This window comes from Streptomyces sp. NPDC015242 (assembly GCF_043079125.1).
GTDB lineage: Bacteria > Actinomycetota > Actinomycetes > Streptomycetales > Streptomycetaceae > Streptomyces.
The window spans coordinates 25,336-51,797 of record NZ_JBIBUF010000014.1; the positions used below are offsets into that span (position 1 = coordinate 25,336).

Below are 26,462 nucleotides of genomic sequence, written 5' to 3' on the forward strand. Positions count from 1 at the left end.
GGCGTTCCCCCGTGACGACGACCCCGCGCACCCCGAGCCTGATCGCCACCCTTCCCGGCCGCTGCTACACCGACCCGGACGTCTTCCGGCGGGAGCAGGAGCACGTCTTCGAGTCACTGTGGTTCTGCGCGGTCCGCAGCTCCGACCTGGACCGGCCGGGCGCCTTCCGTACCGTCCGGGTCGGCCGTGAGAGCGTCATCATCACCCGGACCCGCAGGGGGGATCTGCGCGCCTTCCTCAACGTCTGCCGGCATCGCGGGGCCCGGCTGTGCACGGAAGAGGCGGGCGAGATCCGCCGCACGCTGCAATGCCCGTACCACGCGTGGACGTACGACCTCGACGGCACGTTGATCGCCGCGCCCAACTTGATCAGGATGCCGGACGTCGACCGGGTCGCGTACGGGTTGATCAAGGTGGCTCTGCGCGAGTGGCTCGGCTACGCCTGGGTGTGCCTGGCGGACGAACCGCCCTCCTTCGAGGACACGGTGGTGCACGCGGCCGTCGAACGGCTCGGCGACGCCGCCGCGATCGAGCACTACGGCACGGACAACCTCGCGCTCGGCAAACGCATCACCTATGACGTGAAGGCGAACTGGAAACTGATCGTCGAGAACTTCATGGAGTGCTACCACTGCGCGACGATCCACCCCGAACTGACCGAAGTAATCCCCGAGTTCGCCGGCGGCTACGCCGCCCAGTACTACGTGGGGCACGGCGCCGGGTTCGGGGAGGCGGTCGAGGGCTTCACCGTCGACGGCAGCGAGGGCTTCGGGAAGCTCCCCGCGGTCAGTGCCGAGCAGGACCGCCGCTACTACGCCATCACGGTCAAGCCGACGGTGTTCGTCAATCTCGTCCCCGACCACGTCATCCTGCACCGCATGTTCCCGCTCGCCGAGGACCGCACGGTCGTCGAGTGCGACTGGCTGTACGCGCCGGAGGTGGTGGAGTCGGGCGCGGACGTGTCGAAGTCCGTGGAGCTCTTTCACCGGGTGAACGCCCAGGACTTCGCCGCCTGTGAAAGAACGCAGCCCGCGATGTCTTCCCGCGCGTACCGCGAGGGCGGTGTGCTGGTCCCCAGCGAGCACCACATCGGGACCTTCCACGCGTGGCTCCTCGAACGGCTGGGGGGCGAGCACGACGGACCCGTCCATCCGGCCCCACCGGCCCCAGGGAACACCCGTTGAGGAACCGCCCATGAGAAAAGCCGCACAGTCCACCGGCACCCACGGCGACGACGACGCCGAACTCGCCGCGTTCGGCTACAGACCCGAGCTGAAGCGCACCCTCGGCACCTTCCACACCTTCGCCGCCGGCATCAGCTACATCTCCATCCTGACCGGGACGTTCCAGCTGTTCTACTTCGGCTACGGCAGCGGCGGACCCGCCTACTGGTGGTCGTGGCCCATGGTCTTCGCCGGCCAGTTCACGGTCGCGCTGTGCTTCGCGGAGCTCGCCGCGCGCTACCCCGTGGCCGGTTCCGTCTACAACTGGTCGAAGAAGACCGGCAATCCGCACCTCGGCTGGCTCGCCGGCTGGATGATGCTGATCGCCTCGATCGTGTCCATAGCGGCCGTGGCGCTGGCCTACCAGTTGACGCTGCCGCAGATCTCGTCGTTCTTCCAGTTCGTGGGGGACGGCACCGGCACGTACGACGTGGCGACCAACGCGGTCGTCCTGGCCGCGGTCCTGATCCTGTTCACGACCCTCGTGAACGCCTTCGGCGTCAGGCTGATGGCCCGGATCAACACGGCGGGCGTGTTCATCGAGTTGATCGCCACCGTCGTCCTGATCGTCCTGTTCGCCGTCCACATCACGCGCGGCCCGCAGGTCGTCATGGAGACGCACGGCACCGGCGCGGGCTACGGCAACGGGTACCTGGGCGCCTTCCTGGTGGCCTCGCTGGCCTCGGCGTACGTCATGTACGGCTTCGACACCGCCGCCTCGCTCGGCGAGGAATCGCTGAACCCGACGCGGAACGCGCCCCGGGCGATCATCCGGGCCATCGTCGCGTCGTTCGTCCTGGGCGGGCTGATCCTGTTGCTCGCGTTGATGAGCGTGTCCACCCTGAACGGCGAGAAGCTCTCCACGGACGGTCTGCAGTACATCGTGCTGGACGTGCTCGGCCCGACGGCCGGCAAGGCGATGCTGTGGTGCGTGCTGATCGCGGTGACGGTGTGCGCGCTGGCGGTGCACACGGCGGCGGTCCGGCTGGCGTTCGCGATGGCCCGCGACAACAACCTGCCGGCGTCCGCGAAGCTCGCCAGGTGCCATCCGCGGTTCCGGACCCCGGTCCTGCCGACCGTGATCATCGGGGTGCTGGCGCTGGCGATCCTGGTGGTCAACATCCGTCAGCCGCAGATCTTCACCGTCGTCACCAGCATCGGCATCGTCATGATCTACCTCGCCTATCTGGGCGTCACGGTGCCGCTGCTGATCGCGCGGCTGCGGGGCCGGTGGCAGCCGGCGGGCGAGGGCCGCTTCTCGCTGGGCCGCTGGGGACTGCCGGTCAACATCCTGGCCGTGCTGTGGGGCGGTGCCATGACGCTCAACCTGATCTGGCCGCGGGCCGCGGTCTACAACGCCACGGAGCCCTACCACTGGTACCTGCGCTGGGGCGCGGTGCTGTTCGTCGCGGTCATCGCGGGCGGCGGCTTCGCCTACTACTGGTACGTCCAGCGGCACCGCACCGGGGTGCTCGCCGAGCACCGCTCGCAGCTCCCGGCCGCCGCTCCCCTCGCCACGCCGGCGGCCGACTGAGGATTCATGACACGGGCCGCTTGTACATCCTCGTCGCCGTGATCTCGCTGTGCACCGCCTCCCCCGCGCGGGGCTGCTGCGGCAGACCCGGGCGGAGGTGCTCCTCGACGCTGATGTACTTCAGGCCCGCCCGGAGGTCCGCGTCGTTGCGCATGCGGATGACCAGCGGGAACTCGGCCAGCGCGGTGGTGTCGAACAGGCCCGTGGTGTACAGGAGCTGGACACCGAGGGCGTCCGACACCGCCCGCTGCAGTTCCAGCAGGTAGGTGGCGTTGGCGCGGCCGATGGGGTTGTCGAGGAACAGCGTGCCCGCGTGCCGGTGCTTGTCGCGGCCCCGGTCGTTCGAACGCAGCGCGGCCATCGTGCAGTACAGGGCGATGGCGGCGGTGAGCAGCTGGCCGCCGGAGAAGACGTCACCCATCTGCCCGACGGGCACACGCTCGGCGCGCAGTACCGCGTCGGGCTTGAGGATCTCCACGGCGACGCCCTTCGGCTGGAGGGCGGCGGCCACGCCGCGCAGCAGCAGGGACATACCGTCGCGCCGCAGGTCGGAGTTCTTCTTGACGGCGGCGCGGGTCGCCTCGTCGACGACCTCGCCGAGCCGCTCGGTGAGCGTGGCCTGGTCGGGCTCCTCGAAGCGGATGCGCAGGAACTCCTGCCCGGACCACTCGCCGAGTCCTTCGGGCAGCCGGGAGAGCCGCTGGGCGGAGCGCAGGGTCGCCAGGGCCGACTCGACCAGACCGCGCAGCCGGTCCGTGATCGAGTCGCGGTTGCGTTCCAGCTGCGCCAGTTCGTCGGTGAGGACCCTCAGGCGGGGCGCGAAGGCGTCCGCCCACTTCTGGGCGTGCTCGGGCAGCGCGGAGGCGGGCAGTTCGCGGATCTGCTGCCGGGCCGGGGTGCGGACCTGCTCGTAGCGCGTGGAGTTGGCGTGCCGGACGAGGACGTCGCTGGCCTCGCGGACGGCGGCCTCGGCGGCGGACAGGTCGGCGGCGCAGCCGCGCAGCGACCGGCGGGCCTCGGCGGCGGACTGCCGGGCCTCTTCCGGGCTGCCGGGGTAGGGCTCCGTCTCCTCCTGCTCCTCCTCGGTGGGGTGCTCGCGCAGCAGGTCGCGCAGCATCGCGGCGATCTCGTCGAAGCCGCCCGCCGCGTCCTCGGCGGCGCGGTGGGCGTCGAGGAGCTCGGCGTGCGCCTCGCGGGCCCGGTTCAGCGCCTCGGTGTGGGAGGCGAGTTCGGCCGTGGCGGTGCGCAGCAGGGTCTGCGCGTGTTCGGCGTCGCGCGGCCGCAGCTCCTCGGGGAGGTCGGTGTGGGCCTCGCCGTCCTCGGGAGCGAGCCGTTCGGCCTCGCCGCGCAGCCGTCCGAGCTGCTCGCTCGCGGTCGACATCCGGGTCTCCAGCAACTGCACCAGTTCCTCGGCCCGGGCGGCGGCGGCCTGGCGGCTGGGGCCGTCGGAGCCGTCGGGGGATTCGAGGAGCTGCTCCGCGCGCGTGCGGACCTTGTTGCTCAGCCGGTCCAGTTCGGCGCGGGCCGCGCTCTCGTCGCTCTCCGCACGGGCCTGCTCGGCGCGCAGGTCGGCGCCCACCCCGACCTTCTCGTACACCTGGGACGCGGCCCGGTACGCCTCGCGCAGCGCGGGCAGGGACGCCTTGGGGGCGTCGGCGTCGTCCGACGGCACGTCGTCGGGGGCGCCGGCGATCTCGGAGCGCTCGGCGCGCAGGGCGCGGGCGGTGCGGCGGGCGTCGTCGGCGGCGCGCTGGGCGGCACGCCGGTCCTCGTCGGCGGCCCGGGCCCGCTCCAGACAGGCCTGGGCGCCGGCCTCGGACTCGGCCGCCTCGTCGGCCAGTTCGCGCAGCTTGGCCTGCCAGCCGGCCCGTTCGCGCAGGCGGAAGGCGAGCCCGGCGAGGGCGTCGGCGGAGCGGCGCGCCTTCTGGGCCGCCTCCTGCCGCTCGTCCCGCACCCGGGCGGCCTCGGCCGCGGCCTCGTCGGCCTCGGCCCGGACGGTGCGCGCCTCGGCCAGTTCGGCCTCGGTCTCCTCGGCGAACACCCGAGTGTCGTGGGCCGCCCGGGCCAGTTCGGTCAGCCGGCCGGCGGGACAGCCGGTGCGCCAGGAGGCCAGCCGGGCGGCCAGCTCCCTGTCCTTGCCGAGCCGGGCGGCGAGCCTGCGGATCTCCTCGTCCCGCTCGGTCGCCCGGGCGCGCAGCGCCTGCCGTTCCTCGTCGGCGGCGTGCTCGTCGTGCATGGCCGGGTTCGGCGGCACGAGGAAGACGTCGCCGTCGTCGGTGTCCGGGGCGGGGGTCGGGGCGAGCAGGGCGGCGGCGGTGCCGACGGCCACGGCGGAGCGGGGCAGCAGCGCCGCGTCGCCCAGTGCCTGCCGGGCACGGGCGTGGGAATCGGGGTCGGTGATGATCACGCCGTCGACGAGCTCGGGGCGGGCGGCCAGCACGCGGGCGTGGTCGGCCGGGTCGACGGCCTGGGCGAGGTAGCGCCAGCCGGGCAGCGCGGGAATGCCGTGCTCGCCGAGGAACTCGACCGTGGCGAGCACGTCCGGGCCGGGGGGCAGCAGCCCGCCGTCACCGAGGGCGCCGAGGATGCGGGCGTCGTCGGCGGCGGCCGTGCGCAGGTCGAACAGCTGGCGCTCGGCGGAGGAGACGGCGTCGTCGAGGAGGGCGCGCAGGTCCTCGGCGCAGCGGTCGAGCTCCCCGGGGGTGAGCGCTTGCTCGGCGGAGGGGGACACCGCGGACGGCTCGCCCTCCGCGGCGTGCTGCGGCTGGGGGCCGTCCGCGGCGGGGCGGGGCTGCGGGATGCCCGGGCGCGTTCCCGGGGCCAGGCCGAGCAGTTCCGCCAGCCGCTCCTCGCCGGCCAGTGCCTCGGCGGTGCGGCGCTCGGACTCGTAGGCCCGCTCGGCCGCGGTGGCCGCGTCGGCCGCGCGGGCCGCGGTCAGTTCGGCCCGGGTCTCGGTGGCGGCGGCCTCGCGCGCGTGCTCCGTGGCACGGCGGGAGGCCTCGCGGGCGGAGTCCCAGGCCGCGACGGCGGTTTTCTCCGCGTCGCTGGCGGCGAGCGCCGCGCGGGCCGGGTCGGCGTCCGGCGCGCTGTCGTCGAGCCAGCCGGCCCGCACGGCCTCGGCGGTCTCCTGCTCGACCTCGGCGAGGCGCTGCTTGAGGTGCCCGATCTCGCTGCGGGCCCGCTGTGCCTGGGTGGCGGCGGAGGTGGAGTCCCGGTAGGCGGCGTCGCTCACCTCCTGGAGGGCGGCGGAGCGCTCCTCCTCCTCGTTGGCGAGCTGCTCGGCCTTCTCCGCGGCGGCGTGCAGGGCGCGGACGAGGTCGACGGCCGCCTTCGCGCGGGCGGCCAGCGCTGGGGCGGCGTCCCGTTCCGCCTCCTGGATCGCGGCGGACACGCGGGCGACGCGGTCGGCGGCGGCGCGGTGGCGCAGCACCGCCTCGGCGGCCTGCCAGGCCGAGAACAGCGTGCGGGCGTCGGCGAGTTCGCGCTTCTGCGCGGCGGCGGACTTCTCCGCGGCCGCGAGCGCCAGGGACGCGTGCCGGTAGGCGAGTTCGGCGGAGATCAGCGCGCTGCGCTCGCGGGCCGCCTCGGCGTGCGTGACGGCGTAGGCGGCGGCGGTGACCCGCTGGGCGAGATCGGCGGCCCGGGCCCGCTCCCGCACCCCGCGCGCGGAGAGCCTGCGCGCCAGGGTGCGGGTGCGGCGCTCGGCCGCGGTGTGGACGTCCCGCGCCCGCGAGCGGGCCTCGGCGGCCTCGACGATCCGGCCGAGCAGGTCGACGGAGCCGGCGGTGAAGTCGCGTTCGGCCATCAGCTCGGCACGCCGCCCCAGCTTGTTGCCGAAGCCGCTGACCAGGTCGGCGAGTCCGTCGGTGTCGCGGGTGTCGGTGACGGCGCGCAGCAGCAGGTCGGTGAAGTCGGCGTCCTTCTTGACCGCGAAGAGACCGGCGGCCTCGCCCTCGTCGGCGTTCATCTCACGCTGGTAGCGGAAGAGTTCGGGGTCGAGGCCGAGGTCGCCCAGGTGCTCGATCCAGCGGTCGTGGATCTCCTCCCAGTGCACCTCCAGGTGCGGGTACGTCCGGCCCGCCTCGGTGAGGGCGTCGCGGAAGCCCTTCATCGTGCGGCGCCGCCCGCGCGCCCCCGACTGGCCTTCGACCGGGGGACGTACGGCGGTGGACTCGGCGACGGGGAGGTTGTCCAGGCTCAGCCCGGGGCCGGGCCGGAAGGAGTACCAGGCCTCGGCGAACTTGCGCGGGTCGCTGGAGACCTGCCGCCCGCGCCACTCGCTGACCTTGCCGACGACGACGCACTCGCCGGTCAGCACGTGCTGCCACTCCAGCGCGACGTGTCCGCAGTCGTCGGCGAGGAGGAACTTGCGCAGCACGCCGGAGCTGGCGCCGCCCAGGGTGTTGCGGTGGCCCGGCAGCATCACGGAGAAGATCAGCTTGAGCAGCACCGACTTGCCGCCGCCGTTCTCCAGGAACAGCACGCCCGCGGGCGCGGGGCGGCGCGGCGGTCCGACGGGCTCCTCCTCGAAGAACTCCGCCTGGGTGGGGGCGGGGTCGGGCACGATGTCGCCCACGCCCCGCAGGTCGAGCACGGTGTCGGCGTAGCGCGCACCGGCGGGCCCGATGGAGTAGAGGCGGACGCGGGACAGCTCGTACATGGCGGACTCTCGTAGGTCTTCGTCAGGTGGGAGGAGTTCAGGAGGAGTGGAACGGCAGCCCGGCGTCGGCGACCAGGTCCAGGTCGTCGCTCTCCTCGGGGGGCAGCAGCGTCGGGGTGCCGTCGGTCACCGGGACGACGCCCAGCTCCAGCAGCTCGGCCAGGGCGGCGCTGCCGGCCAGGTCGCGGACCTGGAGCTGATAGCGGGCGGTGGTGCGGTACGTGCCGCCGTTGTCGTCGCCGGTGCGCTGGAGGAAGCCGGAGTCGGTGAGGAAGGCGACGGCCTTGGCGACGATGCCGGTGGTGGAACCGGCCAGCCGGCGGGCGTCCTTGGTGGCGCCGGTGGCGCTGCGCCGCATCCAGATCCGCCAGGCGGCCTCCAGGCCGGGCGCGTCGGTGGCCGGGTCGGTGTTCTCGCCCTGCTCGGCGGCGCGTTCCTCCAGGCGGCGGCAGGCCTGGCGCACGAAGGCGTCGACGCCGTTGACCGTGACGCGGCCGATGTAGCCGTCGTCGGCGAGGTCCTCGGGCCGGGGGAACGCCATGGCGGCGACCGCGAGATGGGCCAGTCCGTGCAGGAAGCGGTCGCCGCCGTCGGCGGAGGTGCGACGCGCGTAGTCGCCCATGCGGACGGCGAACACCGAGTCCTCGGCGGCGGTCACGGCCATGCCCGCGCGCGGGGACACCTCCAGCACGATCAGGCCGAGGCCGGTGGCCACGGCGTCGGCGAGCCGCGCGAACGGCGGGTCCTCGCGGTAGCGGCGCAGCAGGTCCGCGTACTCCTGGTCGCGGGCGGGCTGCAGCTTGGGCTGCAGCCCGAACGACACGAGCCGCGCCGCGTCGGCGGCGTCGGCCGGTGTGACGGCCGCGGTGGCCGCCGGGGCCGGGCTCTCCGCGTCGCCCCACTCGACGTGCTCGCTCACGACGTGAACTCCTTGACCTTGTAGACGAGAGTGCGGCCCACGCCCTCAGGGGCGCGGGGGACTGCGCGACCGGCCACGACGGCGCCGCGGCCGGCCACCGGGGGAGGCATCACGCGGCCTCCGTCCTGTCCGCCGCCATCCCCGCCGCGTCCAGCAGCGCGGTGCCGACGATCAGATCGGCCCCGCCGAACTCGGGGTCGTCGAGCTCGGTCCCGTCGTCGACGGCGAACAGCAGCTTCTGCTCCCCCTGCCGGTAGGCCGTGCCGACCGGCGGACTCGCGGCGTGCACCGCCAGCAACGCGACCAGGTACGGCAGCTCGGGATCCTGCCGGCGGGCCTCGGCCAGCAGGCCCGACAACCGCCGCGGCGCGTCCGCCGGCAGGTCGAGCAGCTCCTGCGCCGCCGCCATCTGCTCCTCGCTGAACCGGCTGTCGTCCGGTGTGGCGATGAGGTCCGGCTCGGGCATCTCGGCGCCTAGGTGCTCCCGTTCGACGGGCGGCGTGAGCAGTATGTCGACGAGGTCGGTGATCCGGACGGACACGGGCGTGCGCAGCCCGGTGCCCCGGCCGAAGAAGGCGTCCGTGACCCGCACGGCCTGCTCCAGCGGCAGGGGCAGCAGGGGCGACAGGAGGTGCCCGTAGAGGTCCGTCCCCGAGGTGGTCATCGGGGTCGCGAAGGCCTGCCGGTCCTGCTCGGCGCGGAACAGGGGCCCGGCCTCCAGCAGCCGGGACTGCAACTGGGTGTGCCGCCGGATGCAGTCCTTGACGATGTCGACCAGCTCGGCGGCGCGGCGCTTGTGCTCCGGCTCCTCGGACTCGTCGCGTGCCTTGCGGATGTTCGTGAGGATCGCGTTCTCGTGGCGGTAGCGGTCGGCCACGTGCTCCAGGGCCTCGGCGATCATGTCGGGGACGGCGTTGAGCCAGTCGACCGCGCGCACGTTGCGCCGGGTGGCGTCCAGGGCCTTGCGCAGGGTTTCCGCGTACTGCACGGTCCGGTAGCGGGCCTGCTCCGCCGCGAGCTGGGCGTCGGCGAGGCGGCCGCGGCTGATCAGCACCTCCAGCTTGACCTCGGCGGCGATCTGGGCGCTGGTGACGTCCGTGTCGAGGGCGCCGACGAGGACGTTGACCGCTTCGTCCGTCGTGCGCAGGTACACCGCGCCGCCCGGACCGGGGACCTCCTCGATCAGCTTGAAGTCGTAGTCACGGCGCACGTACGTGCCGTCCGCGCCGAACGTGCCGTACACCGCGCGGAAGCCGCGGTCGACGCTGCCGACGTTGATCAGGTTCTCCAGCACCCAGCGGGCCACCCGCTCGTGCTCGGCGGCGGGGCGCTGCGGGGCCTGGGCGGCGATGCGCGGGATGAGACGGGCGACGATCTGGTCGTGGTCCGCGCCCGTGTCGAAGTCCATGTTCAGGGTGACCAGGTCGATGGCCGCGAGGGCGACCTCCGCCATGCCGTAGACCGAGTACTCACCGGCCAGGTTGGCCTTGCGCGCGTCGAGGTCGTGCAGCGGCGCCGTGCAGGCGAGCGCGCGCAGGCGGCGCGCCAGGCCCTCGTCGGCGGCCGGCCCCGGCGCGGGGCGCGGCCCCGCGCTGAGCTGGGGCGGAACGCTGTCCGTCGTTGCAGGCGAAGTCACGGTGCACAGACTAGGTCCTGGGTCTGACATCATCCCAAACGACGCGGTACGCCTCCGCCGCCGCCCGGCCCCGGCTTGTCGCCCGGCCCCCACCTGTCGCCCGGCCCCCACCTGTCGCCCGGCCCCCGCCGCCCGCGGCCCTCGACCGCCCCGGCCTCAGCCGTCAGCCGTCCTCGCCGACCCGGCGGCGGTACACCTCGACGACCCGTTCCAGCGAGTCGTCGAGATAACCGGCGAGCAGGCTCTCGGCCCGGGCCCGGTCCCCGGCCTGAAGGGCCTCCAGAATGGCGACATTCCGGGCGATGTAGGGTTCGTGCAGCGGCTGCGGCTCGTCCACCACGTGGAAGGCCAGGCGCAGTTCGGCGAAGACGCTGCGCATGAGTTCGTCCGTGCGCTCGCTCGCGGCGAGCGCGACCAGTTCCCGGTGGAAGTGGATGTTGGCCGTACCCACTCCCTTCCAGTCACCTTCGCGGGCCGCCCGCCGCCCTTCCTCCACCGCGGCGGCGAGTCCGTCCAGCCCGTAGGGCGGCTCCCCCAGGCTTCGGACCACGGCACACTCGACCAGGCGCCGGGTGCGGTAGATGTCCTCGACGTCCTCCACCGCCAGGACCCGGACGAAGACGCCGCGGTTCAGCTCGTGGACGAGCAGGCGTTCGTGCGTGAGCAGCCGGAACGCCTCGCGCAGCGTGTTGCGGGACACACCGAGCGCGCCGCCGATGCTGTCCTCCGACAGCCGCGTCCCGGGCGGGAAGTACCCCTCGGCGATACGGCTCCTGAGGATGTCCGAGACCCGTTCCGCGGTGCTGGTGCGCCCCAGGAGGGCCCGGTCGTCGGCGAGGTCCTTCAGCTGCTCTGCCATGCCGGGATTCAATCGCAGATCCCAAGAACGAACCAACATGGGTATTGAGGGATCGTTGAACAATCCTCTACGGTGCTACGCACGGCGTCACCTCCCCCGCACCGCGGCGCCGACCGCTTCCGCACGGCACGGCTCACACCCAGCACCCTCCGTCCTCCCTCTGCGAGGTGCCCATGAGCACGACCCCTCCACCGCAGGCCCTGACCGACGACACGCGCTCCGCGCCCGCTGGACCCGCCTCCGACGACGGGGCGTTCGGCTGGCTGCGGGCCCTGGGCCCGCGCGGCCGCCGCGCGTTCACCGGCGCCTTCGGCGGCTACGCGCTGGACTCGTACGACTACTTCACACTGCCGCTCAGCATGGTGGCGCTGTCGGCCTACTTCGGCCTGAACAGCGGCCAGACGGGCTTGTTCACCACGGTCACCCTGGTGGTCTCCGCGGTCGGCGGCGCCCTCGCCGGCGTCCTCGCGGACCGCATCGGCCGGGTCAAGGCCCTGATGATCACGGTGATCACGTACGCGGTCTTCACCGTCGCCTGCGGCTTCGCGCCCAACTACGAGACGCTGCTGGTCTTCCGGGCCCTGCAGGGCCTCGGCTTCGGCGGCGAGTGGGCGGTCGGCGCCATCCTGGTCGCCGAGTACGCGAGCGCCAAGCACCGGGGCCGCACGCTCGGCGCGATCCAGAGCTCCTGGGCGGTGGGCTGGGGCCTCGCCGCGATCGTGTACACCGTCGTCTTCTCGCTGGTCGACGACGACCTGGCCTGGCGCATCATGTTCTGGACCGGGGCGCTGCCCGCGCTGCTCGTCATCTGGCTGCGGCGCAGTGTGCACGACGCGCCCGCGGCGACCGCGGCACGCGAACAGAGCGCGGAGAAGGGCTCGTTCCGGGCCATCTTCCAGCCCGGCCTGCTGCGCGTGACGCTCTTCGCCGGACTGCTGTCGACCGGCGTCCAGGGCGGCTACTACACGCTGGCCACCTGGGTGCCGACCTACCTGAAGTCCGAGCGCGACCTGTCGGTCGTGGGCACCGGCGGCTATCTGACCTTCCTCATCTCGGGCGCCTTCATCGGGTACCTGACGGGCGGTTACCTCACCGACAAGCTGGGCCGGCGGCGCAACATCTGGCTCTTCGCGCTGCTGTCGGCTCTCTGCATCCTGGCGTACGCGAACATCCCGAGCGGCGCCAACACCCTGCTGCTGGTGCTCGGTTTCCCGCTCGGGTTCTGCATGTCGGCGATCTTCAGCGGTTTCGGCTCGTACCTGGCCGAGCTGTACCCGACCGCCGTGCGCGGCACGGGACAGGGCTTCACGTACAACACCGGGCGCGCGGTGGGTGCCGTGTTCCCGACGACGGTCGGATTCCTGGCGGACAGCTGGGGCGTGGGCGGCGCGCTGGTCTTCGGCGCGATCGGCTACGGCATCGCGGCGCTGGCGCTGCTCGGGCTGCCCGAGACGCGCGGGAAGGAGCTCACGTGAACCGCACGAGCACCGAGGACCGCCCCGTGGTCCTTCTCGACGGGCACGCGCGCGCGTGGAGCCCGGAAACGGCCCGGGCGCGCTTCCGCGACGGCCTCACCGGCCCGACGGCCGGGGTCGCGGGCGGCCACACCCAGGTCAACCTGATCTCGGTGCCCGCCGACTGGGCCTACGACATGCTGCTGTTCTGCCAGCGCAACCCCAAGCCCTGCCCCGTCCTCGACGTCACGGACGCCGGGTCCTGGACGACCGTGCTCGCCGAGGGCGCCGATCTGCGCACGGACCTGCCGCGCTACCGGGTCTGGCGGGACGGCGAGCTGGTCGACGAGCCGGCCGACGTCCGCGGGTACTGGCGGGACGACCTGGTGTCGTTCCTCATCGGGTGCAGCTTCACCTTCGAGTGGGCGCTCAGCGAGGCGGGCGTGCCCATCCGCCACGTCGAACAGGGCCGCAACGTCCCGATGTACGTGACGAGCCGGCAGTGCCGTCCGGCGGGGCGGCTGCACGGACCCCTGGTGGTGTCGATGCGGCCGGTGCCGCCCCGGCACCTGGCGGCGGCGATCCGGGAGAGCAGTCTGCTGCCGGCGGTGCACGGCAGCCCGGTGCACTGCGGCGATCCCTCGGCGCTGGGCATCGAGGACCTCGGCCGCCCCGACTTCGGCGACCCGGTGGAGGCCGAGCCGGACGACATCCCGGTGTTCTGGGCGTGCGGGGTGACCCCGCAGGCGGCCGTCATGGCCTCCCGCCCGCCGTTCGCCCTCACCCACGCCCCCGGGCAGATGTTCCTCACCGACGCCCGCGACGAGCAGTACCGCGTGGCCTGACAGGAGACACTGGACTCATGGCCTGCATCGACCTGAACGCCGACCTCGGCGAGGGCTTCGGCCGCTGGCGGCTCACCGACGACGAACGGCTGCTGTCCGTCGTCACCAGCGCCAACGTGGCGTGCGGTTTCCACGCCGGGGACGCGGTCACCATGCGCCGGGTGTGCGCGCTGGCGGCCGAGCGCGGGGTGCGCATCGGCGCCCAGGTGTCCTACCGGGACCTGGCCGGGTTCGGGCGGCGGGCCATGGACGTGCCGCCCGCCGAGCTGGCGGCCGAGATCGCCTACCAGATCGGCGCCCTGGAGGTGTTCGCCCGCGCGGCCGGCTCCCGCGTGGCCTACGTCAAACCGCACGGGGCGCTCTACAACCGGGTCGTGCGTGACGAGGAGCAGGCCGCCGCGGTCGTCGAGGGCGTGCTCCTCGCGGACGCGGCGCTGCCCGTCCTCGGCCTGCCCGGCTCACGCCTGCTGGAGCTGGCCGGGAAGGCGGGGCTGCCGGTCGTCACGGAGGCGTTCGCGGACCGCGCCTACACCGACGCGGGCACCCTCGTGCCCCGCTCCCGGGAGGGCGCGGTCGTCACCGACCCGGACGCCGTCGTCGAACGGTCCCTCGGTCTGGCCGCCTCCGGCGAGGTGGTGTCCGAGTCGGGGGCGCGCATCGAGGTGCGCGCGCGGTCCCTGTGCCTGCACGGTGACACGCCGGGCGCGGTGGAGCTGGCCCGGCGCGTCCGGGAGCGGCTGGAGTCCTCCGGGGTCCGGGTGGAGGCGTTCGCATGAAGGTGCTGCCCGTCGGCGAGGACGCCCTGCTCGTCGAGGTCTCCTCGGGCGACGAGGCGCAGGCCCTGCACGCCGAGCTGCTGCGGCGCCGCGCGGAGGGCTCGCTGCACGCGCGCGAGATCGTCCCGGCGGCCCGCACGGTCCTGCTCGACGGCCTCGACGCGCCGGGCCGGGTGGCCGCCGAACTGACCGCCGCCGACCTCCCGCCCACTCCCCCGCCCGCAGGTGACGTCATCGAACTGCCCGTGCGCTACGACGGCCCGGACCTGGCCGACGTCGCCGCGCACTGGGGCGTGCCCGAGCCGGAGGTCGCCCGCATCCACGCGGGCACCGAGTTCCGGGTCGCCTTCTGCGGCTTCGCACCCGGCTTCGGCTACCTCACCGGCCTGCCGCCCCGCTACGACGTCCCGCGCCGCGCCACCCCGCGCACGGCCGTCCCGGCCGGGTCGGTGGCGCTGGCGGGCCCGTACACGGGCGTCTACCCGCGCTCGTCGCCGGGCGGCTGGCAGCTGATCGGCACGACGGACGCCGTGCTGTGGGACCACGCGCGCGTGCCGGCCGCGCTGCTGTCGCCGGGGGCGCGCGTGCGGTTCGTCCCCGAGGCGGGGTCATGACGGACCGCGCGCTCGCCGTCGTACGCGCCGGGGCCCTGACCACCGTGCAGGACCGGGGCCGGCCCGGGCACGCCCACCTCGGGGTGCCCCGCTCCGGGGCACTGGACGGACCCGCCGCGCAGCTCGTCAACCGGCTGACCGGCAACGGTCCCGGAGCGGCGGTACTGGAGACCACCCTCGACGGCTGTGCCGTCCGGCCCCGCTCGGCCGTCACGGTGGCGGTGGCGGGCGCCCCCTGCCGGGTCACGGTGGACGGGCGGCCCGCCGCCTGGGGCGCGCCGGTGCGGGTGCCGGGCGGCGCGCTGCTGGACATCGGCCCGGCCCTGTCGGGTGTGCGCGCCTACGTGGGCGTCTCGGGGGGCGTCGCCGTCGAGCCGGTACTCGGCAGCCGCTCGACCGACCTGCTGTCGGGGCTCGGCCCGGCGCCCCTCACGGACGGCACGGTGCTGCCGCTGGGCCGGCCCTCCGGGGTCCACGCGCGCGTGGACGTCGCCCCGCAGCCGGCCCCGCCGGCCGAGCTGGTCCTGCGGGTGACGCTCGGCCCGCGCGCGGACTGGTTCACACCGGAGGCGCTAGGGGCCTTCGTCTCCCGCGCCTACCGCGTCTCCCCGGCGAGCAACCGCATCGGCCTGCGCATGGACGGGCCCGCCCTGGAGCGGGGCCGGCCCGGGGAACTGCCCAGCGAGGGCATGGTGCTGGGCGCCGTGCAGGTCCCGCCGGACGGCCGTCCGGTGGTGTTCCTGGCCGACCATCCGACGACCGGGGGCTACCCGGTGATCGCTGTCGTCCGCCCCGCCGATCTCCCGGCCGCCGCCCAGGCCGTGCCCGGCACCCCCGTGCGGTTCGTGGCGGTACGCCGCCGCTAGGCAGGTCCCGGTCGGACGCCGTCCGCACGACGGGGACGGCCGTTCGCGCAGCTGCCCGCGCCCCGCGGGACACGGTCCCCGTCAGGCCACCTCCGTCTGCTCCCCCAGGGACAGTGCGGCCAGGGCCGCGGACACGGCCGCCGAGGCCCGCAGGTCGAGCCGGGCGCTGGTGCCCCGCGCGCGGTGGCGGAGTTCGTCGGCGGCCAGGGTCAGCAGCTGGGGCAGCAGGTCGGTGCACCGGCGGGCCACCCAGCCGGTGCCGGCGGTGGCCAGCCACCACAGGCTCGCCGACGCCGTCGGGCCGGGTGAGTCCGGTTCCGGGGACGGCGCCGGCCCGGTGGCGAGCCCGTGCCCGGCGAGCAGCGCGTGGAAGCGCAGGGCCAGCTGCCGGTGCCCCCGCTCCCCCGGATGCAGCCGGTCCGCGCTCCACATGGCCCGGTCGGTGACCCAGTCGCCCTCACAGGCGTGCAGGTGCAGCGCCCCGTACCGCTCGGACAGGGCGTGGACCACCGTGTTCACGGCCCGTTGCCGCCGGGCCAGCGGACGCGCCAGCGCCCCCGGCAGCCCGAGCATGGTCCCCGGGTCGGGCAGGCAGGCCGTGAGGAGGACCGCGCCCTGCCCGGCGCAGGCCGCGTACACCTGGTCCAGCCGGGCCGCCACGGCCCGGATGTCGAAGGTGCAGCGCAGGGTGTCGTTGACGCCGACGACGACGGACACGAGGCCGGGCCGCAGCTTCAGGGCGGCGGGCAGCTGCCGTTCCAGCACGTCCCCGGTCTGCGCGCCGCTCACGGCGAGGTTGGTGAACCGGACGGTTTCCTCGCCCAGCCCGGCGGCGAGCAGCGCGGCCCAGCCACGCCACCCGTCGTCCACCGGGTCCCCCACGCCCTCGGTGAGCGAGTCCCCGAGGGCCACGAACGTCAGCGGCCCCTCGCGGCGCGCGGCACCGTCGTGCCGGGCGGATCTCATGCCACTCCCTCCGGCAGGAACGGCCGCACGGGTACGGCCGCGTCATGGGCGGCGAGGAACGCGTCGACCGCCGCGTCCCACCCGAAGCACTCCGCACGCGCGCGTGCCGCCTCGCGGCGGTCCGCCTCCAGGCCTTCGAGGAGCAGGTCCACGGCGTCCGCGAAGGCCTCCCCGTGGTCCGCGGCGACGGCCCCGGCGGAGCCGATCACCTCCGGCAGCGCGGACGAGGAACTCGCGACCACGGGTGTGCCGCAGGCCATGGCCTCCAGCGCCGCGAGGCCGAAGGTCTCGGCGGGCCCGGGTGCCAGGGCCACGTCGGCGGACGCCTGGAGCGCGCCGAGCAGGGCGCGGTCGGAGACGTGCCCGAGGAAGGTGACGGGCAGGCCACTCGCGCGCACCCGCTGTTCGAGCCGCGTCCGCAGCGGGCCGTCCCCGGCCACCACCAGCACCGCCCGGCGGCCGCGCCGCCGCAGTGCCTCCAGGGCGTCCAGCGCCGTGCCGGGCCGCTTCTCCACGGAGAGCCGCGAGCACATCACCAGCAGCGTCTCGTCCTCGCGGGCGTGCCGCGCCCGCAGCGCCGCGTCGCGCAGGTCCGGGTGCCGCCGCACCAGGTCGACGCCGAGCGGGGCCCGGACGACGTTGCGCGCCCCGATCCGCACGAACTCGCGCTCGGCGAACTCGGTGGTGCACACCACGCGCGCGTACGTGTGGGCCGTCCGGACGTTGAGGGCGTCGGCGGCACGCCGGGCGGCCGGCTCGGGCAGGCCCCAGGTGCGCAGGACGCCGTCGGCGGTCTCGTGGGAGACCATCACGGCCGGGACGCGGGCGCGTCGTGCCCACTTGCCGGTCCACCGCAGGGTCGTGCGGTCGGACACCTCCAGCCGGTCAGGCGCGAGGTCCTCCAGCAGCCGGGCCACCCGCCGCCTGTCGGTGAGGACGCGGTAGCCGCCGGTGCCGGGCAGCAGCGGGCCGGGAAGGGTGATCACCCGGCCCTGCTCGGTCTCGCGGTCGCTCGCCCGCTCGCCGGGGACCACCAGGACGGGTTCGTGGCCGGCCTGCCGGTAGCCCCTGCCGAGTTCGCGCAGGGCGGTGCGCAGTCCGCCGGAGGCGGGGGCCACGAAGTTGGCGAGCCGGACGATCCGCAGTCCGCGGCCGGCGCTGTGGGCGTTCATGCCGCCACCGCCGTCCGCCGCCCGGCGAGCACGTGCGCGTAGTGCCCGATCAGCTGGTCGCCGACGGCCGCCCAGGTGCGGCCCTCGACGGTGGCGCGCGCGGCGGTGCCGAAGGCGGCGCGCAGCGCGGGCTCGGCGGCCAGGGCCCGGACCGCGTCCCGCACGGCGGTTTCGTCGCGCGGCGGCACGAGCAGCCCGGTGTGCCCGTGCGCGACCAGGTCGAGCGGTCCGCCCGCGGCGGGTGCCACCACGGGCAGGCCGCTGGCCATCGCCTCCTGGACGGTCTGGCAGAACGTCTCGAACGGGCCGGTGTGCACGAACAGGTCCAGCGAGGCGAAGACCCGGGCGAGGTCGTCGCCGGTGCGGCGGCCGAGGAAGACGGCGCCGGGCAGCGCCTGCTCCAGCGAGGGCCGGCTGGGGCCGTCGCCGACGATCACGACGCGGACGCCGTCCAGACCACAGGCGCCGGCGAGGAGCTCTACCTGCTTCTCGGGGGCGAGCCGGCCGACGTAGCCGACGATCAGCTCGCCGTTCGGCGCGAGCTCCCGGCGCAGGGCCTCGTCGCGGCGGCCGGGCCGGAACCGTTCGGTGTCGACACCGCGCGGCCACAGCCTGACCCGGGGCACGCCGTGGGTCTCCAGGTCGTTCAGGGCGGCGCTCGACGGCGCGAGGGTCAGGTCGGCGGCGCCGTGGACGGAGCGGATGCGCCGCCATGCGGCGGCCTCGCCCGCGCCCATGTAGGTGCGGGCGTATCCGGCCAGGTCGGTCTGGTAGACGGCGACGGCGGGGATGCCGAGCCGGGCGGCGGCGGCCATGCCGCGCACCCCGAGGACGAAGGGGCTGGCCAGGTGGACGACGTCGGCACGGTGCTCGACGAGGGTGGCGGCCAGGCGGCGGCTGGGGAGGGCCACGCGGACCTGGGGGTAGCCGGGGAGCGGGAGGGAGGGGACGTGGACGACGGGGCACGGCGCGGACGCGTCGGGCTTGTTGCCCGGCGCGGGGGCCGGGGCGACGACGACGGGGGCGTGACCGCGCTCGACGAGGTGCCGGGCGGTCTGGAGCGCGCAGTGGGCCACGCCGTTCACGTCGGGGGGAAAGGATTCGGTCACGATGACGACACGCATACCGGTGTTGTCGCCGTGCCGGACGTGGCCGCGTCAACGTCGATCTTTCCGGCCGAGGAACGTCCCATGAGCGTTCCGAGGCGCACCCGCGCAGGTCAGGCCGTATCCACGCCCTCCTGACCCGCGGGTCACCCGACGTTCATCTCCCTGGCCTGATGCGGCCTTGGCAATCCCTCGCGGAGGGGGTCACACGGTGGTTTCCCCCGGGCCGATCCGGCTGCGTACGGCCGTCTGGACCTCGGCCTCCTCGGCGGGGTCGGCGGCGAGCCGGCGCAGGCGTTCCACGACGCGGGCGTCTCCGGTCTCGGCGTGCCGGGCGGCGAGTTCGCGGGTGGTCTCCTCGCAGTCCCAGAGGCATTCGACGGCGAAGCCGGTGGCGAAGGAGGGGTCGGTGGCGGCGAGAGCGCGTGCGGTCCGGCCGCGCAGGTGGGAGGAGGCGGTCTCGCGGTAGACGTGGCGCAGGACGGGGGCGGCGCAGGCGATGCCGAGCCGTCCAGTGCCGTCGACGAGGGTCCACAGGGTCGGTGCGTCGGGGCCTTCGCCCCGTACGGCCTCCCGGAGGGCCGCGAGGACCAGGTCGCGGTCCTGGGCTCCGCCCCGGCAGGCGAGGACGCGTCCGGCGGCGGCGCCGAGCGCGTCGGGCCGTCGGGCCCAGCCGCGCGCCCGGTCGACGGCGGCGACGGAGCGCATCCGTTCGAAGGCGTCGACGGCGGCGTCCACGACGACCGCCGAGCCGGTGGCCACGGCGCCCTCGATCAGGTCGAGGGCGTCGGGATCGTTGCCGTCGGCGAGGTAGCGCAGGGCGGTGCACCGGGCACCGTCTCCGCCCTCCCTGGCCGCCTCGACGATCTCGGCGCGGTCCTCGGGTCCGGCCACGGCACTGAGACAGCGGGCGGCCGGGACGTGGAGCGCGGCGCCGCGTTCGAGGCCTTGCTGGGCCCAGTCGAAGACGGCCTGCACGCTCCATCCGGGGCGGGGCCCGGAGGGGCGCATCTGCCGCTGCCAGCGGTCGAAGCAGCCGGCTTCGTGGGCGGCACGCACGCGCGTGGCGACGGATGCGCGGGGGTCGTCGGCCCACAGCCGCCACGGCCGGGGCTCGAAGGCGTCGCGGACGGCGGCGGCCAGCTCGGCCTCGCCCTCCGGATCGGCCGGGAACCGCGCGAGGACGGGCGCGGCCAGCGCGCGCAGACCCGCGTCGTCGTCCCGCAGGGCCAGTTCGTCGAGGGCCCAGGCCCAGTTGGTGCCGTGGGCCGCGTACCTGCGCAGCAGTTCGAGCGCGTCGCGCCTGCCGTAGGAGGCGAGGTGCCCGAGGACGGCGAGGGCCAGTCCGGTGCGCGACTCGTCGGCGTCGAGGACGTCCTCGGCGTCGAAGAGGTGGGCCTCGATCTCGTCCAGCTCCCCGTCGAGGTCGAGGTAGAGGCGGGCGTAGTAGAGGGAGCGGTTCTCGACCTGCCAGTCGTGGCGGGGATCGCGCAGCACGCAGTGGTTGAGCGCCGCGAGCGCCTCGGGGCGCGGGGCGGTGAGCGCGTGCAGTGTGCCGTCGCCGCGGCCCCGCTGGAGCAGGCCGAGCAGCGTACCGCTGGGCGCTATGACCGGATCGAACATGGGAAACAGCCTCACATCAAGCGTCGACGCAACCGGGGACGTGTACTACCTGGCCGCGTGACAACACGTCGGAGTGCCCGCCGTTTCCTGCTTGCTGTAGACCATCTTCCTCTGCCTCTCGTCGGTGGCCCTTGCGGACCGCGTCACGGCCCGCGCGGTGCGGCAACACCTGCCCAACCATCACGTCCGTGAACCACGTCGTCATGATGACCCGGCACTTCCGTCTGCCGCGACCGAAATTTCGGCGGCCCCGTTCCGCCTCCCCCGTTCCTGGTGTCCTTGCAGGTCGGACCGGTCGGCCTAGTGCTCGCCGAACAGTTCGAGCAGTTCTGTCCGGCCGAACATGCGGGCCGTGTCGACGGCCGACGGCGTGCCGGCCCGGGGGTCGGCGCCGCCCTCGAGGAGGGCCTTGATCACGTCCGTCTCGCCCTTGAAGACGGCCCCCGCGAGCGGGGTCTGGCCGCGGTCGTTGATCCGGTCCGCCTCGGCGCCGCGGGCGAGCAGCGCGCGCACCGCGTCGGAGTGGCCGTGGTAGGCGGCGAGCATCACGAGCGAGTCGCCGCGGTCGTTGGTGAGGTTGGCCGGGACGCCCGCGTCGACGTACGCGACGAGCGCCTCGGTCTGTCCCCGCCGGGCCAGATCGAAGATCTTGGTCGCCAGCTCCACGACCTCGGGGTCGGGGGCTTCGGTCATCCGGTGGACCGCCTCTCCATCGCGTCACGCCAGGTGGTGCAGGGCCGCGCGGGGCGCGGCCGTACGAGTGAATCGCCAGGGTACTGGCTCGCGCGGCACATGACCCGATGTGCCCGAGGTAAAGATCACCACAGACGTGCCCGAGCGCAACAGGCCCCCTCTCGGGGACCACGGACCACTCCGCCAGCCGGGGGAAATCGTCGGAATTTCACCCAGTTGCACCTTTTATCGTATGGATACATCCTGTGAGCCTGGAAGTACTCATGGTGACTGTCCCCGCGAACCAGGAGAACTCAAATGATCCTGTCCATCTCAGGCGTGGTCCTGCTCGGCATCGTCGTCTTCATCTTCTTCCGCAAGGACGGCCTGAAGGCCTCCCACGCGGTGGTGGCGATGCTCTTCGGCTTCTACCTGGCGAGCACGGCCATCGCCCCGAGCATCAAGGCGGGCGGCGAGAGCCTGGCGAGCCTCCTCGGCGGCATCAAGTTCTGACGGCCCCGCTCCCCGTACGCACCCCGCCCGTACGCACCGACTGGAGGCAGCAGTGGCCCGGCGTCCCCTTCCCCGCATTCTGAGCAACGGCAGCGCGCAGCTCGCCCGGAGCCGGGAGCTGGCCCGGACGGCCGCCGACAGCGCCACGGACGTCCTCCACCCGCTGATCACGATCGCGCGGGGTCTGCGCCGGCTGGCAGCGGCCGGGCGGCGCAGATGGACCGAGACCCCCAAGGAGAGACGGGGGGCGCTGCTGTTCCTGGTGACCTCCGTCATCCTGGTCGTGGCCCTGGTGCCGTACGGACCGCTGCTGGCCGCCATCACCCTGATGGCGGCCGCGGCCTGGCAGGGCCGGGACCGCGCCCCGGCGGCTCCCGACGGGCCCGACGAGTCGCAGACGCAGCGCCTGAAGTCGCTGTACGAGGCGCTCGTCCCGTACTTCTCCACCGCCGAGGACCCCGAGCCGCTGTACGCGCACGGCGGCGCGTGGGACAAGGCGTTCCCCACCTACGCGTTCGACGGCGGCGGCCGGATCTCCCACCTCGTGGTGCGCTACCCGGCGTACTTCACCGACGGTGAGGCGGAGGCCCGCGCGCGGATCGAGCACCTCCTCGCGGCCAAGTCCGGCCGGGGCCGCGAATACCACTTCACGTGGGACGAGGAGGGCAACCAGTTGACGCTCGGCGTGCTGCTGCCCCTCCCCGTCGACATCACCGCCCAGCACTTCGTCACCGCGCCCGGCGAGACGGTCCTGGGCTTCACCGACCCGACCCAGGTCCGCCGCACCCTCCCCCTGGGGTTCGGCGAACAGCAGCGGGACGTCCCCCCGGTCGTCTGGCGCACGGGCCTGCGCTCCACCGAGCCTCACCTGCTCGCCCTCGGCCAGCCGGGCAGCGGCATCTCGACCTTGCTGCGTTCCCTCGCCCTGCAGGCGCTCCGGCACGGTGACGTGGTGATCGTCGACGGCGGTGGCACCGGCGAGTACGCCTGCCTGACCGGCCGGGACGGCGTACTGGCCGTCGAGTGCGGTCTCAGCGGGGCGACGGCGAGCCTGGAATGGGCCGCCACGGAGACGGAACGCCGTCTCATCGCGGCCAACCGCGCCCACCAGGCGGGCCACCCCCCGCCGGACGACACCAAGCGGCCGCTGTGGATCCTCCTGGACCGGCCGACCGCCTTCACGCATCTGGCGGCGGCGGACGACCGCAAGGACCCGCAGTCCCTCCTCCAGGTGCCCCTGCGGCACGGCCGTCCGGCGAACGTGACGGTGGTCGTGGCCGACCAGCTGGACAGCTGGGAGGCCCTCAGCGAGCCGGTGCGCCGGCACACCCGCGCGCGAGTGGTCCTCGGCCCCGCGACGGCGGACCAGCTGGAGGCGGTCCTGGGCGTGCCCCCGCACACCACGCCGATCGACCAGATCCCGCCCGGCCGCGGTTACGCCCGTCTGGGCACCGGCCCGGTGCACCGCCTCCAGGTCCCGGCCACGCCGAACCCCTTCGACGACGCGGCGCCCGAGGCACACCGGGAGGCGGTCCTCGCCCTCCTGCCGCCCCGCACCACCCCGGCGGACGGGGAGACGGTCCCGGAGCCGGACGGCACCCCGGGCGAGCCGGAGCCGGTACCGACGGAGCCGGAACCGCAACCCGCGGCGGCGGCACCCCGGCCGCCGGAACCCCAGCCCGAGCCGGCCCCGGACCTCACCGAGGAGCCCTTGCCGGACCCGGTCCCGGTCCTGACCAAGGAACCCCTGCCGGACCCCGTCCCGACCCTCACCAAGGAACCCCTGCCGGACCCCGTCCCGGTCCTCACCAAGGAACCCCTGCCGGACCCCGTCCCGGTCCTCACCAAACCGGCGGAGACGAAGCGGGGCTAGCCCCGCCGGATGCCGGGCGCAGGGGGCGTTCCGCCCCCTCGTTCCGCCCCCTGCGCCCCGAAGCCCCGCGCTCCCGGACTCCTACGCCACGAACGTACGCGGCGCCTCCGCGCCCCCCACCCCGCCCGTGCCGGACTCCACCAGGCCGGCCGCCGCGGCCAGCCGTACCGCCGCCTCCTCGGCCACCGCCCCGCCCACGGTGAACGGCAGACGCACATACCCCTCGAACGCCCCGTCCACCCCGAACCGTGGCCCGGACGGCACCCGCACACCCACGCGCTCCCCCGCCTCCGCGAGCCGCGACCCGGACAGCCCCCCGGTGCGCACCCACAGGGTCAGCCCGCCCTGCGGCACCTCGAACTCCCACCCGGGCAGCTCCCGGCGCACGGCCGCCACCAGCTCGTCCCGGTTCGCCCGGGCCTGCTCCCGCCGCACCTCCACGGCCTGCTCCCAGCCCCCCGTGCCGAACAGCCAGTTGACGGCCAGCTGCTCCAGCACCGGCGTGCCCAGATCGGCGTAGGCCCGCGCCGCCACCAGGCTGCGGATCACGTCCGGAGCGGCCCGGACCCAGCCGATGCGCATGCCGGCCCAGAACGCCTTGCTCGCCGACCCCACGGTGATCACCGTCGAACCGGCCGGGTCGAAGGCGCACACCGGCCGCGGCATCCGCACCTCCGGGTCGAGCCACAGCTCGCTCATCGTCTCGTCGGCGATCAGCACCGTCCCCGCCGACCGCGCCGCGTCCACCAGCCGCCGCCGCTGGTCCTCGTCGGCGAGCGCGCCCGTCGGGTTGTGGAAGTCGGCGACGACGTAGGCGATGCGAGGCGCGGCGTCCCGCAGGACCTGGCGCCAGCGGTCCATGTCCCAGCCGGTGAGCCCCTCGGCCATCGCGACGGGCACCAGCCGGGCCCCGGCCTCCCGCATCAGCTGCAGGATGTTCGCGTAGGAGGGCGACTCGACGGCGATGCGTTCGCCCCGGCCGCCGAAGAGGTGGCAGATCGCGTCGATGGCGCCCATCGCCCCGGTCGTCACCATGATCTGCTCGGGCATGGTGGGGATGCCGCGCGCGGTGTAGCGCTCGGCGATCATCGCGCGCAGGGCCGGCAGCCCGGCGGGATAGTCGCCGTGCGTGTGCGCGTACGGCGGCAGTTCCTCCAGCGCGCCCTGCACGGCCCGGGTGAGCCAGGGCTCGGGGGCGGGCAGCGCGGCGCAGCCCAGGTCGATCATCGAGCCGAGGGCCTCCGGCGGCAGCGGCTCCAGCCCGCGCGCGGGCAGCGGGTTCCCCGCGGGCACGGCGGTCCAGCTGCCGGCGCCCCGGCGCGACTCCAGGAACCCCTCGCCGCGCAACGCCTCGTAGGCGGCGGCGACGGTGGTACGGCTGACGGAGAGGGACAGGGCGAGTTCCCGCTCGGCGGGCAGCCGGGCGGCCACCGGAACCCGCCCTTCGAGCACCAGCAGGCGGATGCCGTCGGCGAGCGCGCGATAGGCGGGCGGGCGGCGGGTGCCGGGCCCCGCCGGGCGGTCCTGCTGGGAGCTGAGCAGCCGGGCGAGCTGTGCCGCCCCCACGGCCGAGGTCCACTGCGCCATCGGAATCAGTCCACCTTCCCCGGATTGGCCCTGGATGGCAGCTCCATCCACGCCACAGGGTGTCATGCATCAGTCCACCAACACCACACGGGGGCACATCATGGCCACGCGGGGACGTCTCGCCCGGCGGCTCGTCCAGCTGTACGCGGGACTCGCGCTCTACGGCGCGAGTTCCGCGCTGCTCGTCCGGTCGGGGCTCGGCCTGGAGCCCTGGAACGTCCTGCACCAGGGGCTCGCCGAACGGACGGGACTGTCCATCGGTGTCGTCCTGACGATCGTGGGCGCCGCCGTCCTGCTCGCGTGGATCCCGCTCCGCCAGCGGCCGGGCCTCGGCACGGTCTCCAACGTGCTGGTGATCGGCATGGCCATGGACGCGACGCTGGCCCTCGTCCCCGGCGCCCACGGCTGGGCCCTGCGCGTGACCCTGATGACGGCCGGGATCGTCCTGAACGGCGCGGCGACCGGCCTCTACATCGCCGCCCGGTTCGGCCCGGGCCCGCGCGACGGCCTGATGACCGGACTGCACCAGCTCACGGGCGTCTCCCTCCGCCTGGTCCGCACGGGCATCGAGCTCACCGTCGTGGCGACGGGCTTCGCGCTGGGCGGCACCGTCGGGATCGGCACCCTGCTCTACGCGCTGTCCATCGGCCCGCTCGCCCAGCTGTTCCTGCGCGTGTTCGCCGTTCCCGCGGCATCCCCCGGCAGCACGGTCGTTGCCACCGGTCAACCGGAAGGAGCGATACTGCGACCGTGACCCCGCGGATACGCCACCCCTATCTCGACCATCCCGGCCCGATCGCGTTCGCCCACCGGGGCGGGGCCGCGGACGGCCTGGAGAACACGGTGCGGCAGTTCCGCGTCGCCGTGGAGGCCGGATACCGGTACATCGAGACGGATGTGCACACCACCCGGGACGGCAGACTCGTCGCCTTCCACGACACGACCCTGGACCGGGTGACCGACGGCGCGGGCCGGATCGCCGACCTGCCCTGGCAGGAGGTGCGGCAGGCGCGCGTCGCGGGGCGGGAACCCGTACCGCTCTTCGAGGAGTTGCTGGAGACCTTCCCGGACGTGCGCTGGAACGTGGACGTCAAGGCGGAGGCCGCCCTGCTCCCCTTCCTCGGCCTGGTCGGCCGGACCGGCTCCTGGGACCGGATCTGTCTCGGCTCGTTCTCCGAGGCGCGGGTGGTGCGCGCCCAGCGCCTGGCCGGACCCCGGCTGGCCACGTCGTTCGGCACCCGGGGCGTGCTCGGTCTGCGGCTGCGCTCGTGGGGACTGCCGGCGGCGGTGCGCGGCTCGGCGGTCGCCGCGCAGGTGCCGCGGACGCAGTCCGGCATCCGGATCGTCGACCACCGCTTCGTCCGCGCGGCCCACGCGCGCGGGATGCAGGTGCACGTCTGGACGGTCAACGATCCCGAGGGCATGCACCGGCTTCTCGACCTCGGCGTGGATGGCATCATGACCGATCACATCGACACGTTGCGCACGGTCATGGAGGACCGCGGCGTCTGGGTCTGAGACCCCGGGCCCGGCGCCTCCGCGCGTTCACGGGGAAGCGAGGGCA

Annotated in this window: 21 protein-coding genes; 11 read left to right on the forward strand and 10 right to left on the reverse strand. The window is 74.4% G+C overall.

Annotation, left to right across the window (positions count from 1 at the left end):
- Positions 1–11 precede the first annotated feature (11 nt).
- Positions 12–1,184: an aromatic ring-hydroxylating dioxygenase subunit alpha gene (locus ACF07N_RS34890; RefSeq protein ID WP_392120755.1), complete on the forward strand. Its 1,173-nt coding sequence runs from the start codon at positions 12–14 to the stop codon at positions 1,182–1,184.
- 10 nt (positions 1,185–1,194) lie between these two features.
- Complete coding sequence (locus ACF07N_RS34895) at positions 1,195–2,757, forward strand: APC family permease (protein WP_392120757.1); 1,563 nt, start codon at positions 1,195–1,197, stop codon at positions 2,755–2,757.
- Positions 2,758–2,761: 4 nt separating this feature from the next.
- Here the strand turns inward: ACF07N_RS34895 and ACF07N_RS34900 are convergent, their stop codons facing one another.
- The 4 genes from ACF07N_RS34900 to ACF07N_RS34915 all read right to left on the reverse strand — a co-directional run bounded on the left by ACF07N_RS34900 (position 2,762) and on the right by ACF07N_RS34915 (position 10,831).
- Positions 2,762–7,417: a hypothetical protein gene (locus ACF07N_RS34900; protein ID WP_392120759.1), complete on the reverse strand. Its 4,656-nt coding sequence runs from the start codon at positions 7,415–7,417 to the stop codon at positions 2,762–2,764.
- A gap of 37 nt (positions 7,418–7,454) precedes the next feature.
- Positions 7,455–8,336 carry a hypothetical protein gene (locus tag ACF07N_RS34905; RefSeq protein WP_383334853.1) on the reverse strand — a complete coding sequence of 294 codons (882 nt, stop codon included), beginning with the start codon at positions 8,334–8,336 and terminating at the stop codon, positions 7,455–7,457.
- Positions 8,337–8,445: 109 nt separating this feature from the next.
- A complete protein-coding gene (locus ACF07N_RS34910; protein ID WP_383334854.1) occupies positions 8,446–9,972 on the reverse strand; it encodes a hypothetical protein in 1,527 nt (508 codons plus the stop codon).
- Positions 9,973–10,135: 163 nt separating this feature from the next.
- On the reverse strand, positions 10,136–10,831 hold the full coding sequence (locus ACF07N_RS34915; RefSeq protein WP_383334856.1) for a GntR family transcriptional regulator: 696 nt from the start codon (positions 10,829–10,831) through the stop codon (positions 10,136–10,138).
- A gap of 173 nt (positions 10,832–11,004) precedes the next feature.
- Between ACF07N_RS34915 and ACF07N_RS34920 the strand changes: the two genes are divergently transcribed.
- Genes ACF07N_RS34920 through ACF07N_RS34940 form a run of 5 tightly spaced genes read left to right on the forward strand, consistent with a single transcriptional unit; the run spans position 11,005 to position 15,386 of the window.
- Positions 11,005–12,306, forward strand: coding sequence for an MFS transporter (locus ACF07N_RS34920; protein ID WP_392120762.1), 1,302 nt, complete (start codon positions 11,005–11,007; stop codon positions 12,304–12,306).
- Positions 12,303–13,130, forward strand: a complete 828-nt coding sequence (locus ACF07N_RS34925; RefSeq protein WP_383334860.1) for a putative hydro-lyase — start codon at positions 12,303–12,305, stop codon at positions 13,128–13,130. The genes ACF07N_RS34920 and ACF07N_RS34925 overlap by 4 nt, the downstream gene beginning before the upstream one ends.
- Before the next feature lie 17 nt (positions 13,131–13,147).
- Positions 13,148–13,906: a LamB/YcsF family protein gene (locus ACF07N_RS34930; RefSeq protein ID WP_392120764.1), complete on the forward strand. Its 759-nt coding sequence runs from the start codon at positions 13,148–13,150 to the stop codon at positions 13,904–13,906.
- Positions 13,903–14,520: an allophanate hydrolase subunit 1 gene (locus tag ACF07N_RS34935; protein ID WP_392120766.1), complete on the forward strand. Its 618-nt coding sequence runs from the start codon at positions 13,903–13,905 to the stop codon at positions 14,518–14,520. Before ACF07N_RS34930 ends, ACF07N_RS34935 begins: the two co-directional genes overlap by 4 nt.
- Entirely contained in the window at positions 14,517–15,386 is an 870-nt protein-coding gene (locus ACF07N_RS34940) for a biotin-dependent carboxyltransferase family protein (RefSeq protein ID WP_392120767.1), read from the forward strand. Before ACF07N_RS34935 ends, ACF07N_RS34940 begins: the two co-directional genes overlap by 4 nt.
- 81 nt (positions 15,387–15,467) lie before the next feature.
- Here ACF07N_RS34940 and ACF07N_RS34945 read toward each other — a convergent pair whose 3' ends face one another.
- The 5 genes from ACF07N_RS34945 to ACF07N_RS34965 form a co-directional block, all read right to left on the reverse strand.
- On the reverse strand, positions 15,468–16,352 hold the full coding sequence (locus ACF07N_RS34945) for an SGNH/GDSL hydrolase family protein (protein ID WP_392120769.1): 885 nt from the start codon (positions 16,350–16,352) through the stop codon (positions 15,468–15,470).
- Entirely contained in the window at positions 16,349–17,524 is a 1,176-nt protein-coding gene (locus tag ACF07N_RS34950) for a glycosyltransferase (RefSeq protein WP_392120771.1), read from the reverse strand. The genes ACF07N_RS34945 and ACF07N_RS34950 overlap by 4 nt, the downstream gene beginning before the upstream one ends.
- The gene (locus ACF07N_RS34955) at positions 17,521–18,648 is read right to left on the reverse strand and encodes a glycosyltransferase family 4 protein (protein ID WP_392120773.1); all 1,128 of its coding nucleotides are present in this window, start codon (positions 18,646–18,648) and stop codon (positions 17,521–17,523) included. Before ACF07N_RS34955 ends, ACF07N_RS34950 begins: the two co-directional genes overlap by 4 nt.
- Positions 18,649–18,834: 186 nt before the next feature.
- On the reverse strand, positions 18,835–20,253 hold the full coding sequence (locus tag ACF07N_RS34960; protein WP_392120775.1) for a HEAT repeat domain-containing protein: 1,419 nt from the start codon (positions 20,251–20,253) through the stop codon (positions 18,835–18,837).
- A 300-nt stretch (positions 20,254–20,553) separates the two neighbouring features.
- Positions 20,554–20,946, reverse strand: coding sequence for an ankyrin repeat domain-containing protein (locus tag ACF07N_RS34965; RefSeq protein ID WP_383334876.1), 393 nt, complete (start codon positions 20,944–20,946; stop codon positions 20,554–20,556).
- Between the two features lie 297 nt (positions 20,947–21,243).
- Here ACF07N_RS34965 and ACF07N_RS34970 point away from each other — a divergent pair, with 297 nt between their 5' ends.
- Both ACF07N_RS34970 and ACF07N_RS34975 read left to right on the forward strand, forming a co-directional pair.
- The gene (locus ACF07N_RS34970) at positions 21,244–21,438 is read left to right on the forward strand and encodes a hypothetical protein (protein ID WP_030843336.1); all 195 of its coding nucleotides are present in this window, start codon (positions 21,244–21,246) and stop codon (positions 21,436–21,438) included.
- 52 nt (positions 21,439–21,490) lie between these two features.
- Complete coding sequence (locus ACF07N_RS34975) at positions 21,491–23,311, forward strand: hypothetical protein (protein WP_392120777.1); 1,821 nt, start codon at positions 21,491–21,493, stop codon at positions 23,309–23,311.
- 81 nt (positions 23,312–23,392) lie between these two features.
- Here the strand turns inward: ACF07N_RS34975 and ACF07N_RS34980 are convergent, their stop codons facing one another.
- Complete coding sequence (locus ACF07N_RS34980; protein WP_383348720.1) at positions 23,393–24,898, reverse strand: PLP-dependent aminotransferase family protein; 1,506 nt, start codon at positions 24,896–24,898, stop codon at positions 23,393–23,395.
- Positions 24,899–24,962: 64 nt separating this feature from the next.
- On the opposite strand from ACF07N_RS34980, the gene ACF07N_RS34985 reads away from it, so the two are divergent.
- Together ACF07N_RS34985 and ACF07N_RS34990 are read left to right on the forward strand one after the other, a co-directional pair.
- Positions 24,963–25,652: a YitT family protein gene (locus ACF07N_RS34985; protein WP_392120779.1), complete on the forward strand. Its 690-nt coding sequence runs from the start codon at positions 24,963–24,965 to the stop codon at positions 25,650–25,652.
- Complete coding sequence (locus tag ACF07N_RS34990; RefSeq protein WP_392120781.1) at positions 25,649–26,416, forward strand: glycerophosphodiester phosphodiesterase; 768 nt, start codon at positions 25,649–25,651, stop codon at positions 26,414–26,416. The genes ACF07N_RS34985 and ACF07N_RS34990 overlap by 4 nt, the downstream gene beginning before the upstream one ends.
- Positions 26,417–26,462 lie beyond the last annotated feature (46 nt).

What these genes read in the sequence shown, in the direction of transcription:
- ACF07N_RS34895 (WP_392120757.1), top strand. Translation starts at nt 1,195, where the DNA reads ATGAGAAAAGCCGCACAGTCCACCGGCACCCACGGCGACGACGACGCC.
- ACF07N_RS34900 (WP_392120759.1), bottom strand. Translation starts at nt 7,417, where the DNA reads ATGTACGAGCTGTCCCGCGTCCGCCTCTACTCCATCGGGCCCGCCGGT.
- ACF07N_RS34915 (WP_383334856.1), bottom strand. Translation starts at nt 10,831, where the DNA reads ATGGCAGAGCAGCTGAAGGACCTCGCCGACGACCGGGCCCTCCTGGGG.
- ACF07N_RS34920 (WP_392120762.1), top strand. Translation starts at nt 11,005, where the DNA reads ATGAGCACGACCCCTCCACCGCAGGCCCTGACCGACGACACGCGCTCC.
- ACF07N_RS34930 (WP_392120764.1), top strand. Translation starts at nt 13,148, where the DNA reads ATGGCCTGCATCGACCTGAACGCCGACCTCGGCGAGGGCTTCGGCCGC.
- ACF07N_RS34935 (WP_392120766.1), top strand. Translation starts at nt 13,903, where the DNA reads ATGAAGGTGCTGCCCGTCGGCGAGGACGCCCTGCTCGTCGAGGTCTCC.
- ACF07N_RS34940 (WP_392120767.1), top strand. Translation starts at nt 14,517, where the DNA reads ATGACGGACCGCGCGCTCGCCGTCGTACGCGCCGGGGCCCTGACCACC.
- ACF07N_RS34945 (WP_392120769.1), bottom strand. Translation starts at nt 16,352, where the DNA reads ATGAGATCCGCCCGGCACGACGGTGCCGCGCGCCGCGAGGGGCCGCTG.
- ACF07N_RS34950 (WP_392120771.1), bottom strand. Translation starts at nt 17,524, where the DNA reads ATGAACGCCCACAGCGCCGGCCGCGGACTGCGGATCGTCCGGCTCGCC.
- ACF07N_RS34955 (WP_392120773.1), bottom strand. Translation starts at nt 18,648, where the DNA reads ATGCGTGTCGTCATCGTGACCGAATCCTTTCCCCCCGACGTGAACGGC.
- ACF07N_RS34960 (WP_392120775.1), bottom strand. Translation starts at nt 20,253, where the DNA reads ATGTTCGATCCGGTCATAGCGCCCAGCGGTACGCTGCTCGGCCTGCTC.
- ACF07N_RS34965 (WP_383334876.1), bottom strand. Translation starts at nt 20,946, where the DNA reads ATGACCGAAGCCCCCGACCCCGAGGTCGTGGAGCTGGCGACCAAGATC.
- ACF07N_RS34970 (WP_030843336.1), top strand. Translation starts at nt 21,244, where the DNA reads ATGATCCTGTCCATCTCAGGCGTGGTCCTGCTCGGCATCGTCGTCTTC.
- ACF07N_RS34980 (WP_383348720.1), bottom strand. Translation starts at nt 24,898, where the DNA reads ATGGCGCAGTGGACCTCGGCCGTGGGGGCGGCACAGCTCGCCCGGCTG.
- ACF07N_RS34985 (WP_392120779.1), top strand. Translation starts at nt 24,963, where the DNA reads ATGCATCAGTCCACCAACACCACACGGGGGCACATCATGGCCACGCGG.